This is a genomic window from Longimicrobium sp., assembly GCF_036399255.1.
Taxonomy (GTDB): Bacteria; Gemmatimonadota; Gemmatimonadetes; order Longimicrobiales; family Longimicrobiaceae; genus Longimicrobium.
In genome coordinates this window covers 25,057-40,986 of record NZ_DASWNM010000108.1, presented here as the reverse complement: position 1 = coordinate 40,986, position 15,930 = coordinate 25,057, and the positions used below count along the sequence as shown (strand labels likewise).

The 15,930-nt window shown below is 71.4% G+C and carries 11 protein-coding genes; 9 read left to right on the top strand and 2 right to left on the bottom strand.

Going from position 1 to position 15,930, the window contains the following annotated elements:
- Positions 1–185 precede the first annotated feature (185 nt).
- Positions 186–407, top strand: a complete 222-nt coding sequence (locus tag VGC13_RS20120) for a hypothetical protein (RefSeq protein ID WP_331127081.1) — start codon at positions 186–188, stop codon at positions 405–407.
- Here VGC13_RS20120 and VGC13_RS20115 read toward each other — a convergent pair whose 3' ends face one another.
- The gene (locus tag VGC13_RS20115) at positions 408–4,301 is read right to left on the bottom strand and encodes a bifunctional RecB family nuclease/DEAD/DEAH box helicase (protein ID WP_331127080.1); all 3,894 of its coding nucleotides are present in this window, start codon (positions 4,299–4,301) and stop codon (positions 408–410) included.
- A gap of 224 nt (positions 4,302–4,525) precedes the next feature.
- On the opposite strand from VGC13_RS20115, the gene VGC13_RS20110 reads away from it, so the two are divergent.
- The 8 genes from VGC13_RS20110 to VGC13_RS20075 all read left to right on the top strand — a co-directional run bounded on the left by VGC13_RS20110 (position 4,526) and on the right by VGC13_RS20075 (position 14,040).
- The gene (locus tag VGC13_RS20110; protein ID WP_331127079.1) at positions 4,526–5,077 is read left to right on the top strand and encodes a DUF2314 domain-containing protein; all 552 of its coding nucleotides are present in this window, start codon (positions 4,526–4,528) and stop codon (positions 5,075–5,077) included.
- Between the two features lie 416 nt (positions 5,078–5,493).
- On the top strand, positions 5,494–5,772 hold the full coding sequence (locus tag VGC13_RS20105; RefSeq protein ID WP_331127078.1) for a FeoA family protein: 279 nt from the start codon (positions 5,494–5,496) through the stop codon (positions 5,770–5,772).
- Positions 5,769–5,990, top strand: coding sequence for a FeoA family protein (locus VGC13_RS20100; protein WP_331127077.1), 222 nt, complete (start codon positions 5,769–5,771; stop codon positions 5,988–5,990). The genes VGC13_RS20105 and VGC13_RS20100 overlap by 4 nt, the downstream gene beginning before the upstream one ends.
- Before the next feature lie 12 nt (positions 5,991–6,002).
- The gene (feoB, locus tag VGC13_RS20095) at positions 6,003–8,177 is read left to right on the top strand and encodes a ferrous iron transport protein B (RefSeq protein ID WP_331127076.1); all 2,175 of its coding nucleotides are present in this window, start codon (positions 6,003–6,005) and stop codon (positions 8,175–8,177) included.
- A gap of 25 nt (positions 8,178–8,202) precedes the next feature.
- Entirely contained in the window at positions 8,203–8,355 is a 153-nt protein-coding gene (locus VGC13_RS20090; RefSeq protein WP_331127075.1) for a FeoB-associated Cys-rich membrane protein, read from the top strand.
- A gap of 491 nt (positions 8,356–8,846) precedes the next feature.
- Positions 8,847–9,245, top strand: coding sequence for a BlaI/MecI/CopY family transcriptional regulator (locus VGC13_RS20085; RefSeq protein WP_331127074.1), 399 nt, complete (start codon positions 8,847–8,849; stop codon positions 9,243–9,245).
- Positions 9,242–11,278 (top strand): M56 family metallopeptidase, encoded by a 2,037-nt coding sequence (locus VGC13_RS20080; protein WP_331127073.1) that lies wholly within the window; start codon positions 9,242–9,244, stop codon positions 11,276–11,278. Before VGC13_RS20085 ends, VGC13_RS20080 begins: the two co-directional genes overlap by 4 nt.
- A 125-nt stretch (positions 11,279–11,403) precedes the next feature.
- A complete protein-coding gene (locus VGC13_RS20075) occupies positions 11,404–14,040 on the top strand; it encodes a DUF5916 domain-containing protein (protein ID WP_331127072.1) in 2,637 nt (878 codons plus the stop codon).
- A gap of 401 nt (positions 14,041–14,441) precedes the next feature.
- Here VGC13_RS20075 and VGC13_RS20070 read toward each other — a convergent pair whose 3' ends face one another.
- Positions 14,442–15,368, bottom strand: coding sequence for a lysyl oxidase family protein (locus VGC13_RS20070; protein ID WP_331127071.1), 927 nt, complete (start codon positions 15,366–15,368; stop codon positions 14,442–14,444).
- Positions 15,369–15,930: the final 562 nt, after the last annotated feature.

Sequence of the window (15,930 nt, the reverse complement as noted above, 5' to 3'; positions counted from 1 at the left end):
GCGCGACCGAAGGATCTACTCTCGGACGCGACAGGGCCAGAGAATGAGTTGCGATCCAGCCCATTCGTAATGCCGGCCAGGTCCTTCGGTCGGCGCCAAGCTGCCTTCGTAGCAGCGAATCAGGCGCGGCGCCTCCCTCAGGAAGTCAAGCGGCTGCGCTGTTTCTTCAACACACTGAGCCTGAGATGAACGACCCGAGCAACATCCCCGACGACGAGATTCTGCCCGAGTACAGCCTGAAGGGCGGAGTCCGCGGGAAGTATGCGGCACGCTACGCCGCGGGGACAAACCTGGTCCGCCTGGACGCGGACGTGGCCGCCATGTTTCCGGACTCGGACTCCGTGAATCGCGCGCTGCGGGCAATCGCCGGGATCATCCAGGAGCGCGAGGCGAAGTCCGCCACCTGATCACACCCGCCCCGTCCGCACGCGCAGCCGCACCGCCGTTCCATCCGGCGCGGTCAACTCGATCTCGCGCGGCGGGCTCGCGAAGTGGGCGGGGTAGCCCTTGATCGCGGTGGAGTGCGTCATCACCTCCTCGTCCTGCGGCACGGTGCGCAGCACGTCCTCGCTCATGAAGACAATGAGCTTGGAGCGGGGGCGGGTGATGGACACGTTGAACCGGTTGGGGTTCAGCAGGAACTCCGCCTCGCGCTCCGCATACTCGCGGTCCGCCACGCCGTATGAGACCAGGATCAGCTCGCGCTCGTTCCCCTGCATCCGCTCCACCGTGTCCACCACCGGCAGCTCCTCGCGCGGCCAGCCGCCAGCCACCAGCTCGCCCAGGATGGCGCTGTTCTGCGCGCGGTGCGGCGAGATGACGGCGAGCCCGTGCGAGCGGAACGCCTCGGCCGTGTAGCGCTCCCCCGTGGCCGGATCCGTCATCCCCGCCCGCGCCAGCCGCGCGATGCGCCCCACCAGCGACGCCTCCAGCACGTTGCGCGCGGTGGAGCGGTACCCCTCGTAGGTGCAGAACACCACCGCCTCGTCCGGGCGCAGGAACGCGTCCCACAGCAGCGCGTCCAGCGGATCGGAAAGGTCCACCGCGTCCGGCGCCAGGGCCAGCCGGCGGTGCGGGTCCATCGACACGAAGCCGGGATAGAACAGCCGGCGCGGCCAGCGGACCAGCGCGCGGTTCATCCGCCGGCTCTCGCGCAGCGCAAAGCGGCCAAAGCGCTCGGCGAAGTGGCTGAACGCGCTGCCGAAGAGCGTGTCCTCGCGCGGATAGCGGCCGTGCAGGATGGGCGCGAGCTGCCGGTCGTCGCCCGCCAGGATCACCCGGCCGCCGCGGCGGATCGACGAAAGCGCGACCAGCGCGTCGGGCACCTTCATCTGCGACGCCTCGTCGATCACCACCACGTCGAACAGGGGGCGGATGGGAAGGTCGGGGCCGGCCTCTTCCTCGTCCGCGGCGCCGTTCATCGCCCGCATCTGCTTCCACAGCGACCAGACGGTGCTGCCCACGACGACCGGCACGCCGTCCGCGTCCGACGCGGCGAGCGCGGCCGGGAGATCGGCGTCGCGGATCACCTCCACGTCCATCCCCGCCAGGTCCGCGTCCGCCTCGCTCCCCCGCCCCGCCAGCTTGAACGCGCGCAGCGGCGATTCGATCCCCGCCGCCTGCAGCTCCCGCGCGATGCGGACGAGCACGTTGACGATGGCGCGGTGCGTGGCCGCGCTCACCAGGATGCGCAGCGGCCGCCCCTCCCGCTTCGCCGCCGCGGCCAGGCCGAGAAGCTGCCACGCCAGCAGGTACGTCTTCCCGGTCCCCGGCGGCCCCCAGATCACCGACACGGCGCGCTCGAACGCACCCCGCCACGCCTCCGCCTGCTCCGCGTTCAGCACCGGCCGCCCGAGACGCGCCTCCGCCGCGCCGACCGTGTCCGCCCAGCCGGCGTCCGCGTCCAGCGGCGTGCGCCATCCATCCGGCACCGCGCCGCCCAGGACGGACAGCACGAAGTCCGACTCCCCCGCCCCGCCCGCCAGCGCGCGCAGGGTGCCGACGACGCGCCGGGTGGTGAAATCGACCGAGGCACGGTCCACCACGCAGACGCGGTCCAGGTCCAGGATGGGGCGGCCGTTCAGCTTCCCCTTCTCCAGCGTTTCCCACGCGTAGTCCGACGCCAGGGTGACGCGCGGCGGATGGGCGGCCAGGTCGTAGTCGATCAGCTCCACCATCAGCTTGCGGCGCAGCCACGCCCGGCTGTCCGTCTCGCCCAGCGTGTGGCCGTCGTCGTTGGTCAGCAGCAGGGTAAAGTCGCCCGGGCGGAACTTGGCCTCGCGGCACGCCTCGTCGAACTCGAACACCGCGTGGCCGTTGGGGAGCACCTCCACCTTGTTCAGCCCGCTGATGGATTCGAAGCGGCGCGCCCGGTCCGCGGTGGGGAGCGCGTGCAGCTGGCGGATGGCGACGGCCTCTTCCGCCGCCTCGGCCAGGGTGAACAGCCGCAGCTTTTCCAGCGCCGCATGGGGGATGGCGTCGCCGGAGCCGTCCGCCGCGGCCGCGAACGCCGCCTCCATGCGCAGCACGGGGTCGCGCCGCCGGGCCGCGGCCTCGCGGATGGCGCGGATGACGGAATCCATCGCCGCCAGCTTGGACCCCACCGCCCGCTCGATCGCCTGGCGCACCTCCGCCGGCGACTGTTCCACGCCGCCCGCGCGGTACGGACGGTCGCGCCACACGTTGTGGATGCGCTCGTACGCCACCTGGCTGCTGAGCGGCCAGCCGTAGTCCGCGCGCGGCGCATGCACGGCGGCACCCTCCGACGGCTGCAGCTCGGCGGATACGGACGCCAGGTCCCACGCGTAGGGAATGGGCAGCGCGAACAGCTCGCTGACCACGTCCAGCACCACCGTCCCCGGCGGCGAGCCGCCCGCGTCGCCGGCGGGAAAGAGGAGGCGCGCCACGCCCGCGATCCCCGGCTGGGTGCCGGGGTCGCCCAGGTGGCGCTGCAGGCAGTCGCGCAGCAGCTCCGCCTCGCCCCGGTCCCAGACAAAGGCGTGCACCGGCTTCTGCCCGCGCCGCCCGTCGCCCGCGGCGCGCGACGCCTCTTCCGCCGCGTAGACCACGCTCCCCGCGCGCAGAAGGAAGCGCGTCAGCATCTCCCGCTCCGCCTCTTCCGTCCCGTCCTCCGAGAGAAAGACCTCGGTGACGCCGCGCCCGCTCATCCGCTCCACCTTGAGCCCCAGCGCGAACACCGTCCCGCTCACCGGGTCGCCTTCCGCCGTCAGCAGCACGCGGATGGACTCGCCGGCGCCCATACGAAAGCTCTGCTTTTCGCCTTCCTTGATCTTGCCGTAGTCCAGCGCCTGCACGCGCTTCTTCAGCGTGGTCTCGGCGGATTCCAGCGCGTGGCACCCTTCGTAGACGCCGCGCTTGAACTCCGCCTTGCGCAGCTCGCGCACGGAGCGGATGCCGCGCCCCAGCAGCTCGCGCTTGGCCAGCGGCGTCAGTCCCACGACGCGCGCCAGGTCGTCCGTGCGGTCGGCCTCCGCGCGGCAGTGATGGAAGAACGCGCAGCTGGTGCAGCGCGGGCGCAGGTGCCACGCGGCCTCCGCGGGCGCGGCGGAGGCGGCGCGGGGCAGGTCCGTGCGCAGGAACTCCTCGACGTGATGGCGATAGGCGGCCAGCGGAAAGCGCTTCGGGCCCCGCGAGCCGCGCGTCCACAGCCACCCCCAGCGCGTCTCCACCACGCCCTCGATCCCCTCCGCGCGGCAGATCTCCTCCAGCAGCACGGTATAGAACGCCACCTGCGCGTAGTGCTGCACCGTGGCCTCGCGGCTCCACTTCACGTCCGCCACGCCAAGCATCAGCCGCCCCCGCCGGTCGCGCCCGATGCGGATGAGGTCCGGCTGCGCGGGCGCGATCCGCACCCCTTCGTCCAGCCCGAAGCGCGCCGCGAACGCCGCGGGATCGGGGATGCGCAGCTCCGGCTGGATCATCCACAGCGCCTCACCCGGATCGCGCAGCGCCCGTACCACCGCCTCGTACGGCAGCCGCGCCGCGTCCCCGTGCTCGTCGCGCCCCGCGCCGATGACGCGACCCTCGCCGTAGTAGCGGACCAGGGCGGCCAGCGCGTTGCGCTCGAACCGGCGCCCCGCCTGCGTCAGCAGCCCCATCCCCGGCCGCACACCCACCAGCGGCCCCGCGGACGGATCGGCGTTGGGCGCGGGCACGTCGGCGCCCCGCAGGCCGCGCGGCACCATCTGCCAGCGCAGCTGCCGGTCGCAGCCGAAGCGGAAGTACTGCGAGACGAGCGTGCCGGTGAGGCGGAGCGCGTCGGAGGCGGTGGAGGACTGCAAGTGCGAAGAAAAGTGCGTGAGTGCGGTAGTGCGTGAGTGCGTGAGTGGCTCTTTCGCACGGACGTTTCCGGGTGTGCGCATCGTACACCGATGCGGCGAAACGGGTCAAGGCGGGAGGGCCGCAGCGACGAGACGGCGTGTGTGCGCATCGCGAGCGGTGGCGCGTTGTGAAAACAGAGCCCCGTTCGAGGCAATATCTGTAGACCACGATTCCGGAGGGGAGAATGCGACCGTCTCGTTTGATGTGCAGCCTGGTGCTGGTCCCGCTGCTCCTTGCCGCCGCGCCGGGCCAGGCGCAGCAGGTGATCCGCAAAGCGGACAGCGGCTCGCCGCCCGCGTATCACCTGCCGCGCAACCAGCCCAGGATGGCGGAAGCCAGCGAACGGGCGCGCGCTACGCTGGACGTGTTCAACCGCTATCTCCCCCGTGCGGCGCGCGGCGAGGTTGTGGCCGACCTGCGGGTTACCTTCGAGGAGGTCGGTATCCGGGAGCACATGTGGGTTACCGGCGTGACGCTGGAGAACGGCCGTTACCGGGGCACCCTGAGCAGCGTCCCGGTCCGCCTGCGCGGCGTGGCGGCGGGCGACCGGGTGTGGGTGTCGCCGTCCGACGTGACGGACTGGGTCGTCGTGGAGGACGACATGATGATCGGCGGGTTCACCATCATGGAAGTTCGCCGGCTGCTGTCGCCCAAACAGCGCCAGGAGCACGATCGCGCCGCGGGGTACGGCTTTCCTCCCGACACCGCGGTCTGGAACCTCCCACCCCGACGTTGACGCTCCCGGCCGCCGCCACGGACCTCCGCCACGGGCTGAAGCCCGCGGCCAGGAGGGCCATAAGCCCCGTCTTTGCTCGTTCCTCACAAAACGGGGCTTCACCTGCTCGCGTGGGCCGCGCCCGGCGCGAGCGGCATGCGCGGGCGCGTCGGCCCACCACCGTTTGCGCGCAGCGCCCATGGGGGTGAAGCCCCGCCGGGCAAGCGCAGCGCGCCCAGGGCGGGGCTTATGGCATTTGTAGCCGCGGGCTTTAGCCCGTGGCGACAGGCGGGGCCGGAATCTGCCCGCGATGATCCGCCGGCGACGGACACTCTCACGCTCCCGCGCTGTACTTGCCTTGGCGCAAACACTTCGGTATCTTCATCCCTCGTTGAAACTGATTCTCACCCGCAGCCCGTAGCGCAGCCGCACACCAGATGCTGAAGCGCCTGTTCGCCAAGAAGGCTCCTGCCGCACCCGCGCGCTGCGCCGAGTGCCCGCTGGCCGCGTGCGCCACGGGAGCCCGCGCGGCCGTGCTGCGCATGGACTGCCCCATGGACGACGCCCACCGCCTGCGCGGCATGGGGTTGTTCGAGGGGAGCTGCGTGCAGGTGATCGACTCGCGCAACGGCATGCTGCTGGAGGTAAAGGGCGCGCGCCTGGCGCTGGGGCAGGCGCTGGCGCGCACCATCCGGGTGCTGCCGCTGGCCGGGTGAGAAAGCTGTCGGAGCTTGCCCCGGGCGACCGCGGCAAGGTGGTCACGGTGGCGGGCGACGCCGAAGCGGCCCGCCGGCTGATGGAGATGGGGCTGATGCGCGGCATCACGGTGGAAGTGGTGCGCCGGGCCCCCATGGGCGACCCGCTGGAGGTAAAGGTCCGCGGGTTCATGCTCACGCTGCGCCGCGCGGAGGCGGAGCACATCGAAGTGGAGTAATCACGAGTGCTGATGGAAGAGGCCGGAACGATCTCCGCGCCCCCGGCACCCTCGCCCGCGGAAGCTGCGCGCGGCGGGGGTGTGCTGCATGTGGCGCTGATCGGCAATCCCAACACGGGCAAGAGCACGCTCTTCAACGCGCTGACCGGCATGCGCCAGCGCGTGGGCAACTATTCGGGCGTCACCGTCGAGCGCGTCGAGGGACGCTACCGCGACGGCGACGCCCTCGTCACCCTCATCGACCTGCCCGGCACCTACTCGCTCTCCGCGTCGTCCCCCGACGAGGAGATCGCGCTGGCCGTGCTCACCGGCCACGCCCCCGGCATCGACAAGCCGGACGTGGTCGTCGTCGTGGCCGACGCGGCCAACCTGGAGCGCAACCTGTTCCTGGCCTCGCAGGTGCTGGAGCTGGGGCTGCCGACGGTGATCGCGCTCAACCAGGTGGACGCGGCCGAGGCGGCCGGCATCCGCATCGACGCGGTGGAGCTTACGCTGGAGCTGGGCGCGCCCGTGGTCCCCACCGTCGCGATGCGCGGCGAGGGGCTGGACGTGCTGAAGTCCGCCATCCGCAAGGCGCCCGCCCTTCCCCGCCCCGCGCGCCAGTTCGCGCTGCCGGCGGAAGCCGTGGCCGCCATGCGCCCGGTGGAGCAGCGGCTGACGGAGGCGGGCTTCAACCCGTCCGCCGCGGGGATGGAGGCGCTGCGCCTGCTGGCCGTGCGCGAGGTGGGCCGGCACCTGCAGGGCGTCCCCGGCCTGGAGCCGGCGGTCACCGCCGCCCGGGCGCAGGTGGAGGCCGCGGGGCTGTCGCCGATCAGCCTGGAGGCGGAGTCGCGCTACGGGTGGATCGCGGACGTGGTGGATCGGACGGTGCACCGCGCCGGCACGGGGGCAAAGACCATCACCGACCGCGTGGACGCCGTCGTCCTGCACCGCATCGGCGGGCCGCTGATCTTCGTGGCGCTGATGGCGATTGTCTTCCAGTCCATCTTTGCCTGGGCGGAGCCGCTGATCGGCGCGGTGGAGGGGATCTTCGGCGCGCTGGGCGGCGCGGTGGCCTCGGCCATCCCCGAGGGCGACCTGCAGAGCCTGATCGTCGACGGGGTGATCGGCGGCGTGGGCTCGGTGCTCGTGTTCCTGCCGCAGATCGCCATCCTGTTCCTGTTCATCGGCATCCTGGAGGACACGGGATACATGGCGCGGGCCGCGTTCATCATGGACCGCTTCATGAGAAGCGTGGGGCTGCACGGCCGCTCCTTCATCCCGCTCCTTTCCGGCTACGCATGCGCCGTCCCCGGCATCATGGCGACGCGGACCATCGAGAGCCGCAAGGACCGCGTCGCCACCATCATGGTGCTGCCGCTGATGAGCTGCTCGGCGCGCATCCCCATCTACACCCTGCTCATCGGCACCTTCATTCCGCCCATCGCCGTGGGCGGCGTGTGGAACCTGCAGGGGATCACGCTGCTGGCGATGTACCTGCTGGGAACGGTGACGGCGCTGGTGGTGGCGTCCATCTTCAAGCGGACGCTCCTGAAGGGACAGGCGCGGCCCATGATCATGGAGCTTCCGCCGTACCGCCTGCCGCGCCCGCGCAGCCTGGCGCTGTCGGTGGGGCACCGGGCCAGCATGTTCCTCAAGAAGGCGGGGACGGTGATCCTGGCGCTCAGCATCGTGCTGTGGGCGCTGGCGACCTATCCCAAGACGGAGCCGGCGGCGGGGCTCAGCGACCAGCAGGCGCAGGAGGCGCAGCTGGCCAACAGCACGCTCGGGCGGATGGGCCACGCGGTGGAGCCGCTGGTGCGCCCGCTGGGGTACGACTGGAAGATCGGCGTGGGGATCCTGAGCTCGTTCGCCGCGCGCGAGGTGTTCGTCAGCACCATGGGCACCATCTACGGCGTGGGCAGCGACGCGGACGAGGGATCGAGCACGCTGCGCGAAAAGCTGCGCAACGAGCGGCACGGGTCCAGCGGCGCCATCGTCTACACGCCGCTGGTGGCGGTGGGGCTGATGGTGTTCTACGTCTACGCGATGATGTGCATGAGCACCATCGCCGTCGTCGTCCGCGAGACGGGCGGCGGATGGGCGGGCGTGCGCTGGGCGGCGTTCCAGTTCGGGTGGATGCTGGCGCTGGCGTACGGGTCCGCGCTGCTGGTGTACCAGGGCGGGCGGGCGCTGGGGTGGGGATGAACCGCAGGGAACAGGGAATAGCGGGATGGACATCCAGACGCTGATCGTATTTCTGATCGTGCTCGCGGCGGCGCTGTTCATCGGCAACCGCTTTCGCCGCACGCTGCTCTCCGCCCGCGCCACCACCGGCAAGGGCGGCAAGAACTGCGGGCCCGACTGCGGCTGCTCGCCCCACTGAGCCGCTACGGTCGATCCACACGAGCAGGCCCCGGACTTCAGGCGAAGTCCGGGGCTTTTCTGCGTCCGCGGCAAGGGCTGGCAAGGGCTGGCAAGGGCGAATGAATTCGCTGCAACAACCACACGAAATCCGCCTTCGCGGATTGGCGGCTCCCGCGGTTACGCGAGGGCTGGTGCGCGTGGAGAGCTCGCGCCCACAGCCCCGCGTAGTTTGCGGGGCTTCCCGCTTTTCCAGCCGCGGGTTCACCCGCCCGGGGATGAGCCCGGCGGCAACGCGCCCCATGCCCCTCGCGTCCACCCGGTCCGGCGACGCTCCGAGCCCTCCGACACAGCCCCGCGCAGTTTGCGGGGCTTCCCGCAGTCGTTGCGGCGAGTTCACTCGCTCTCGACAAGCCTGACGACCCGCCCTGAATCAAAACCCTTGCGCCTGAATTCTACACCTGTATTCTATGGATGTAGAAGGAAGCCGATCCTCCGACCGTGCGGGGCGTGATGAGCTATTCGCTGACCGAGCTTCAGCTCGCGTTGATGAAGGTGATGTGGGAGCGGGGCGAGGCCAGCGTGCTCGACCTGCACGACGCCCTGCGCGCGGAGCGCAAGATCGCACAGAGTACGGTGGCCACGCTGCTGGCGCGGATGGAGAAGAAGAACCTGGTCACGCACCGCCAGGACGGGCGCCAGTACCTGTACCGCGCGCTGGTCAGCGAAGGCCAGGTGCGCCGCTCGGTCGTGGCCGAGGTGTCGGGGCTCTTTGGCCGGCTGTTCGAGGGCGACGTCACCGCGATGGTGAGCCACCTGCTGCACGAGAGCGAGGTGGAGGCCGACGACCTGGCCCGGCTTCGCAAGATGATCCAGCAGCGCGAAGCCGAGCTGAAGGGAGGTGCGGAATGAGCGACCTGGCCCTGCGCGCGGCGGCGTGGCTGCTGACCTACGCGCTGCACAGCACCCTGCTGCTCTGCGCCACGGCGCTGCTCGCCCGTCGCGTCCGCGGAGAGGCGTGGCGCGAGACGCTGTGGAAGGCGGCGCTCGTCGGCGGGCTGGTGACGGCGACCGCGCAGTCCGTCTCCGGCTACCGCCCGCCGGTCGGCACGTGGCGGCTGCAGGACGCGGTGGAGATCACCGCCTCGCTGCCGGCCGAGGCTCCCGCGACGCCCACGCAGCCGCTGCCCGCGATCGACAAGCAGGAGCCACGATCCGCATCGATCGCATCCACCCAAGCCGCCACCCCAGGCACACCCGCGGCGGCGGAAACCGAATCCTCCACCCATACCGATTCCACGCTTTCGCTCTCCATCGCGCCGCTCGTGGATCTCGCCGTCGCGCTGTGGGCGGTGATCGCGGCGCTGTTGATCGTGCGCATCGCATGGCGTCAACAGCGGCTGCGGGGGATGCTGCGCGGCCGGCATGCGGTGGCGGACGAGCAGGTGCTGGGGATGATGGCGGGGCTGCGGCGCAACGCGGGGATCTGGCGCTCCGTCCGCCTGACGGTGTGCGATGCCGCGCCCACACCGCTGGCGCTGGGCCGGGGTGAAATCTGCGTCCCGCCGCGCTTTCTGACGGACCTGGATCCGGAGGAGCAGCGCAGCGCCCTGGCGCACGAACTGGCGCACCTGGCGCGGCGCGATCCCGCGTGGCACTTCGCGGTGGGGATGATCGAGGCCGTCTTCTTCTTTCAGCCGCTCAACCGCCTGGCGCGCCTGCGCCTGCGCGAATCCGCCGAGTTCCTGTGCGACGAGTGGGCCGCGCGGCAGACCGGCTCGCCGCTGGGGCTGGCGCGCTGCCTGGCCGCGGTGGCGTCGTGGGTGGCGCCCGGCCGCTCGCCCATTCCCGCCGGCACCATGGCGATGGCGGAAGGCGGCTCTCCGCTCGTGCAGCGCGTGCAGCGGCTGACCACGTGGCGCGGCGGAAGCAGCGAGGCAAGCGGCCTCCCGCGCGCGGCCGGCGCGGCGGCGCTGGTGCTGGCCGTGGCCGTCGCGGCGCCCGCGGTGGCGTCTTCGGGCGCTGGGCAGGTCGAAGCGCAGGTGGATGGCGCCGGGCGCATCCAGGCGGACGCGCAGGAGGGGATCATCCGTCATCCCCGCCCCGCCGAGCCCCTGGCGCGCCGCTGGGAGTGGGCCGTGGCCAAGATCGGGCGGCGGGGGGTGGAGCACGCGTGGATCGCCTACTCCGTCCCCGCGCAGATGCGGCCGGGCCACACCTGGGTGGCGGACAGCGGCGACTTCGGGATTGGCGAGCTGGGGCGCGCGGCCGTGAACCAGGTGGTGGGCGCGCCGGAGGAGGACCTGGTGATGATCTTTCGCGTGGCGCGCGACGGTGTGGTGGAGCGCGTGGCCGGCCGCAGCGCCGCGGGGTTTGAGTTCGGCCAGAAGCCCGTGCTCTGGCTGGGCGGCGCGGAGGGGGGCGAGAGCTTCGCGCAGCTGCGGCGGCTGGCGGACGGCCTGCGCGACCCCGACCTGCGCGAGAGCCTGACCGAGGCCATCGGCGTGCACCAGGGGGACGCGATGGTGCCGTACCTGGCCGCCGTGCTGGGCCGCGACGGCAGCAACGGCGTCCGCAGCGCGGCGGCGCAGGCCCTGGTCCGCCATCCCACCGACGACGCGCTGGACGCGCTGCTGACCGCCGTGCAGCGCGACGGCTCCGACGACGCCCGCCGCGCGGCGGTAGAGGCGATCGCGGCGATGCGGCACCCGCGCTCCGCCGCCATCCTGCGCGGCGTAGCCATCGAAGGCCGCTCCGCCAGCGTCAGGCAGGCCGCGGCCGAAGCCCTGGGTGAGATCGAAGTGGATCCTGATCCCAAACCCGACGGGATCGAGGCCATCGACGAAGCCTCCATCCAGGCCGCGGCCACCGTCCAGGCCGACGCCGCCGCCCATGCGGACGCAGACCACGAGATCTCCGTCGATCCAGACGATCCCGAACCCTGACCGTGGAGCCAGCCGCCTGAACGACGGCGGCTGACCTCCGCTCCGCGGACCTCCCGTATCCAAAAATCCTGTCGAACCGACACCGGCGGTGGCCTCATGGCCCCCGCTCTACCCGGATGCGTCCCATGACCGAAGCACCCGACCATCGCAGCCGCCTTGCGGGCCTCTTCCTCGCTCTCTGCATCGCGCTTCCCGCCGCCGCGCAGGCGCCGTCCGCACCCGCTCCGCAGGCGCAGCTCCGCGCCACCCGCATAGACGCCGCCGCGCCGGCGGTCGACGGTCGGCTGGACGAGGCGGTGTGGCGGCAGGCGGCGTGGAACCGCGACTTCACCACGCGCGAGCCCGTGGAGGGCGGGCAGCCCGCCGGCGCCACGGAGATCGCCTTTCTGGTGGACGGAGGCAGCCTGTACGTGGGCGCGCGGATGCACGGCGCCGCGCCCGGCGACGTGCGCGCGCAGCTGGCCCGCCGCGACCGCGAGGGCGACGCCGAGCAGCTGGCCGTCTCGCTGGACACGTATCACGACCGCCGCACCGCCTACACCTTTGCCGTCAGCGCGGCGGGGACGCGCATCGACTACTACCATCCCTCCGACAGCGAGGACAGCCGCAGCTACTCGTTCGATCCCGTGTGGCAGGCGGAGGCGCGCGTGGACTCCGCCGGCTGGACGGCGGAGATGCGCATCCCCCTGTCCCAGCTGCGCTTTACGGGCGCGCCGGAGCAGGTGTGGGGCGTAAACGTGGTCCGCCGCGTCCCCGCGCGGAACGAGGTGGCGTACTGGCAGCTGGTGGGCCGCAACGTCACCGGCTGGTCTTCGCGGATGGGCGAGCTGGCGGGGCTGGGCGCGCTGCGGCCGTCGCGGCGGATGGAGCTGGTGCCGTACGTGGCGGCGGAGGGGCGACTGGCGCAGCCGGAAGACCCGCGCGACCCCTTCGTGGCGGACCGCGAGGCCGGGATGCGCGTGGGCGGCGACCTGAAGATGGGGCTGGGGCCCAGCTTTACCCTGGAGGCCACCATCAACCCCGACTTCGGGCAGGTGGAGGCGGACCCGGCGGAGGTGAACCTGTCGCAGTTCGAAACCTTCTTTTCCGAGCGCCGCCCCTTTTTCGTGGAAGGGACGTCGCTGCTGGGCAGCCGCGGCCTGTTCTACTCGCGGCGCATCGGCGCGCCGCCGCCGGGGCAGGCGGGGGCGGACTACGCCGAGCGCATCGACAACACCACCATCCTGGGCGCCGCCAAGCTCACCGGCCGCACCCGTACGGGGCTCAGCGTGGGCGCGCTGGCGGCCGTAACGGCACGGGAGAACGCGGCCACCTTCGACACCGCCACCCGCGGCTTTGGGCGCGCGGAGGTGGCGCCCCCGGCGGCGTACGGCGTGGTGACGGCGCAGCAGGAGTTCGGGCGCGACCGCTCCACGCTGGCCGCCAGCCTGACCGGCGTGCGGCGCGACCTGGACGGGGACAGCCCGCTGCTGGCGCTGGTTCCCGAGCAGGCCGTCACCGGCCTGGTGGACGGGCGGCTGCGCTGGAACGGCGGGCAGTACGACCTGGCCGCCTACGCCGGCTACAGCCACGTCACCGGCGACTCGCTGGCCATCCTGCGCCTGCAGCGCTCGCCCCGCCGCTATTTTCAGCGGCCCGACGCGGGGCACGTGCGGGTGGACCCGTCGCGCACCTCGCTGGGCGGGCTGATGCTGGCCGTGGCCCACAGCAAGATGAGCGGCCGGTGGCTGTGGGACGTGGACTACAGCGAGCAGCGCCCCGGGCTTGAATTGAACGACGTGGGCCAGCAGGGATCCGCCGACAACCGCTACCTCTCCGCCAACCTGCGCTACCGCCGTACGGAGCCGGGGCGGCTGTTCCGCAGCTTCAACATCGGCCTCTATCCCGAGGCGCAGTGGAACTTCGACGGCGTGCGCAACCAGTTCGCGGTGGGGACGTGGACGTGGGGCCAGCTGCGCAACTACTGGGGCTTCGAGGCGTCGCTCTACCACATCGCCCGCGGCCTGAGCGACGACCTTACCCGCGGCGGCCCGCTGATGGGCACCGGCGCCGCCTGGCAGGCCGAGGCCGAGCTGTCGGGGAACCCCGCCAACCGCACCCGCTGGAGCGTGGACGCGGCCCTGGAGCACGACGAGCTGGGGGGATGGGGGATGGAGGTGGCCGGCGACCTGTCGTTCCGCCCCGGCCCGCGCTGGGAACTCTCGCTGCAGCCCGCCTGGGCGCGCGGCGTCACCGCGCGGCAGTACGTGCAGGAGCTGGAGGGCGGGCCGGCGTCGACGTTCGGCCGGCGCTACGTGTTCGCGCACGTGGAGCTGAACGAGGTGGCCGCGCAGATCCGCCTGAACTACGCCCTTTCGCCGGACCTGACGCTGGAGACGTACGCCGAGCCCTTCGCCAGCAGCGGCCGCTTCCATGACTTCGGCGAGCTGCGGGCCGCGCGCAGCCGCCACCTGCGCACGTACGGGCGGGAGGGAACCACGATCACGGCGGACCCGGAGACGGGCGCGCGGCGGGTGACGGACGGGGCGGCCGCGTTCACGCTGGACAACCGCGACTTCGACGTGCGCTCGTTCCGCAGCAACGCCGTGCTGCGGTGGGAGTGGCGGCCGGGGAGCACGCTCTTCGTGGTCTGGCAGCAGAACCGCGGCCGCGACGCGCCCCGCTGGAGCCGCCTGGGCCCCGGGGACCTGTTCGACTCGCTGAGTGCGCGCGGGGAGAACTTTCTGGCGCTCAAGGCGACGTACTGGATCCCGATTCGGTGAACGGGTGAGGGGGTGATGGGGTGATGGGGATGATCGCCGGCTCCGTACCGCGCCGCCGGCGCCACGGGCTAAAGCCCGCGGCTAGATTTAGGAGGGAGGATGCGGATCACACGATGGATCTCCGAGACGCACGGACCCAGGCCGAACGCACCACCTTGATGCGCGATCTTGAGGACCATCCGCCCCCGTCCATGGTCGCGAGCGGCATGTGGCCAGACGCTGTATTTTCCGGGGCCGGCATCACGCAGCGGAAGCAGAGAAAGCCATCCTTCTTCCTCTTCTGGATGCGAATGATCCGTTGCTGGAGCCAGCAGGATCCAGCCTCCCCCCGGAACGACGAAAGGGGCGGGGATCGCTCCCCGCCCCTTCGTTTTTGCGGCTGCTGCCGTGAACGGAACCGCTCAGTGGTTGCCGTGCGCCTCGGGGTGGTGATAGGCGTCCAGCTCCTCCTTGAACTGCCCGGCGCCCGGCCCGTAGCCCGTGCGGCCGACGCGGTTCGGCACCTCGATCACCACCTCGCCGACGTTGTTGTCGTAGCGCTGCTCGCGGAACATGTGGCAGAGGCCCTGCGAGTCCTTCACGGGGCACACTTCACCCTTCTTCTGCGCGAAGGGCGGGTTGGCCGTGATGCGGATGACGTAGCGCCCGGGCGGCACCGGCTCGTTGGGGTCGCTCAACAGGAACAGCTGCCCCGGAAGCTGCTTGACGTACATGTCGCCAAACCCGGTGCTGATCCCCTGGTTGCCGTGGATGGTCAGGTTGCCGCAGTTGGTGTAGTAGCGCGCCTTGGGGGCGGTGCCGTCCTGCGCCCAGGGCGTCGTGTCGAGCATGCAGAAGCCGCGCTTGCGGGCCTGCACCGAGCCGCCCAGCGAGCCGTCCGCGTTCACGCGGATGATCTCGTACGTGGCGTAGTTGCGGAAGTGGAAGTGCGCGTGGCAGCTGGCGAACTCGAACAGCCCGTCCTGGTCGGCGAAGTCGCCGTCGCCGTTGGGGTCCATGTGCGCAAGCGGATCGCCCACGTACAGGTCGGCGTCGCCCAGGTTGTTGATCAGCACCGAAAAGCGCAGCGAGCGGTGCGTGCCGGTGGGGATGTTGCCCTCTTCCACGCCGCACTGGCCTGCAAGGAAGTCTTCCTCGCGAACCACCCACGAGCTGGCGATGGTGCGGGTGTCCACCACCAGGTCCGGCGTGCCCACCAGGTCCTGCGAGGCGGCCATGGAGATGCCCTCCGGCGCCGACACGCCGCCGGCGATCCGCTCGCACGCCGCCATCGTGCCCACCGCCGCCAGCGCGGCCGCACCCAAACCGAGTACCGTAAGTCTGCGCATCCGTCGTCTCCACATGATGGGAGTGTGTGGGGAGCCATCTCCCCGGGGGTGCCCGCGACCTGTGCACGGGCGGTTGAACAACAATGGTGCACCACGGGCGCGTTCTGGTGCCACGTGAGACGCCGCGTGTTACGCTCTTTATGGCGGATTGCAGTAGTCACCAAGGAGAAGGCCGCCCCGGGGACCACAAACCCTGAAATCGGCCGCGGAACTGCGCGCGGCGTGTAGATGCAGCGTTTTAACCTGGGGATCCGCTGTGTCTCGGCGGGACAGGGAGAGACGGGCGGAAGGGTGCGGCCGGGTCCGGAGTGACCACCGCAGGGGATCGTGGCGGCCAAATCCAGTCGGATACAGTACGTGTCAGTACAAGACGCATGCCACAGCCAAGCAGCAGTTCTCCGCGACCCGAACGGGCATTCCCAGTGGAGGGATCAGGATCAGGTCACGCTGCGTCCGGAAGAATGTGGTCATGGTGGAAATGTTTGCCGGACCCTGGCCGATCGAGTGTTTGCGCCACCCGGCCGGAGAGGATCTGCGGACATAGCTCGACGGGCGCACGGAA

What these genes read in the sequence shown, in the direction of transcription:
- VGC13_RS20080 (WP_331127073.1), top strand. Translation starts at nt 9,242, where the DNA reads ATGAGCGACCTGGCCCTGCGCGCGGCGGCGTGGCTGCTGACCTACGCG.
- VGC13_RS20075 (WP_331127072.1), top strand. Translation starts at nt 11,404, where the DNA reads ATGACCGAAGCACCCGACCATCGCAGCCGCCTTGCGGGCCTCTTCCTC.
- VGC13_RS20085 (WP_331127074.1), top strand. Translation starts at nt 8,847, where the DNA reads ATGAGCTATTCGCTGACCGAGCTTCAGCTCGCGTTGATGAAGGTGATG.
- VGC13_RS20120 (WP_331127081.1), top strand. Translation starts at nt 186, where the DNA reads ATGAACGACCCGAGCAACATCCCCGACGACGAGATTCTGCCCGAGTAC.
- VGC13_RS20070 (WP_331127071.1), bottom strand. Translation starts at nt 15,368, where the DNA reads ATGCGCAGACTTACGGTACTCGGTTTGGGTGCGGCCGCGCTGGCGGCG.
- VGC13_RS20090 (WP_331127075.1), top strand. Translation starts at nt 8,203, where the DNA reads ATGGACATCCAGACGCTGATCGTATTTCTGATCGTGCTCGCGGCGGCG.
- feoB (WP_331127076.1), top strand. Translation starts at nt 6,003, where the DNA reads ATGGAAGAGGCCGGAACGATCTCCGCGCCCCCGGCACCCTCGCCCGCG.
- VGC13_RS20105 (WP_331127078.1), top strand. Translation starts at nt 5,494, where the DNA reads ATGCTGAAGCGCCTGTTCGCCAAGAAGGCTCCTGCCGCACCCGCGCGC.
- VGC13_RS20110 (WP_331127079.1), top strand. Translation starts at nt 4,526, where the DNA reads ATGCGACCGTCTCGTTTGATGTGCAGCCTGGTGCTGGTCCCGCTGCTC.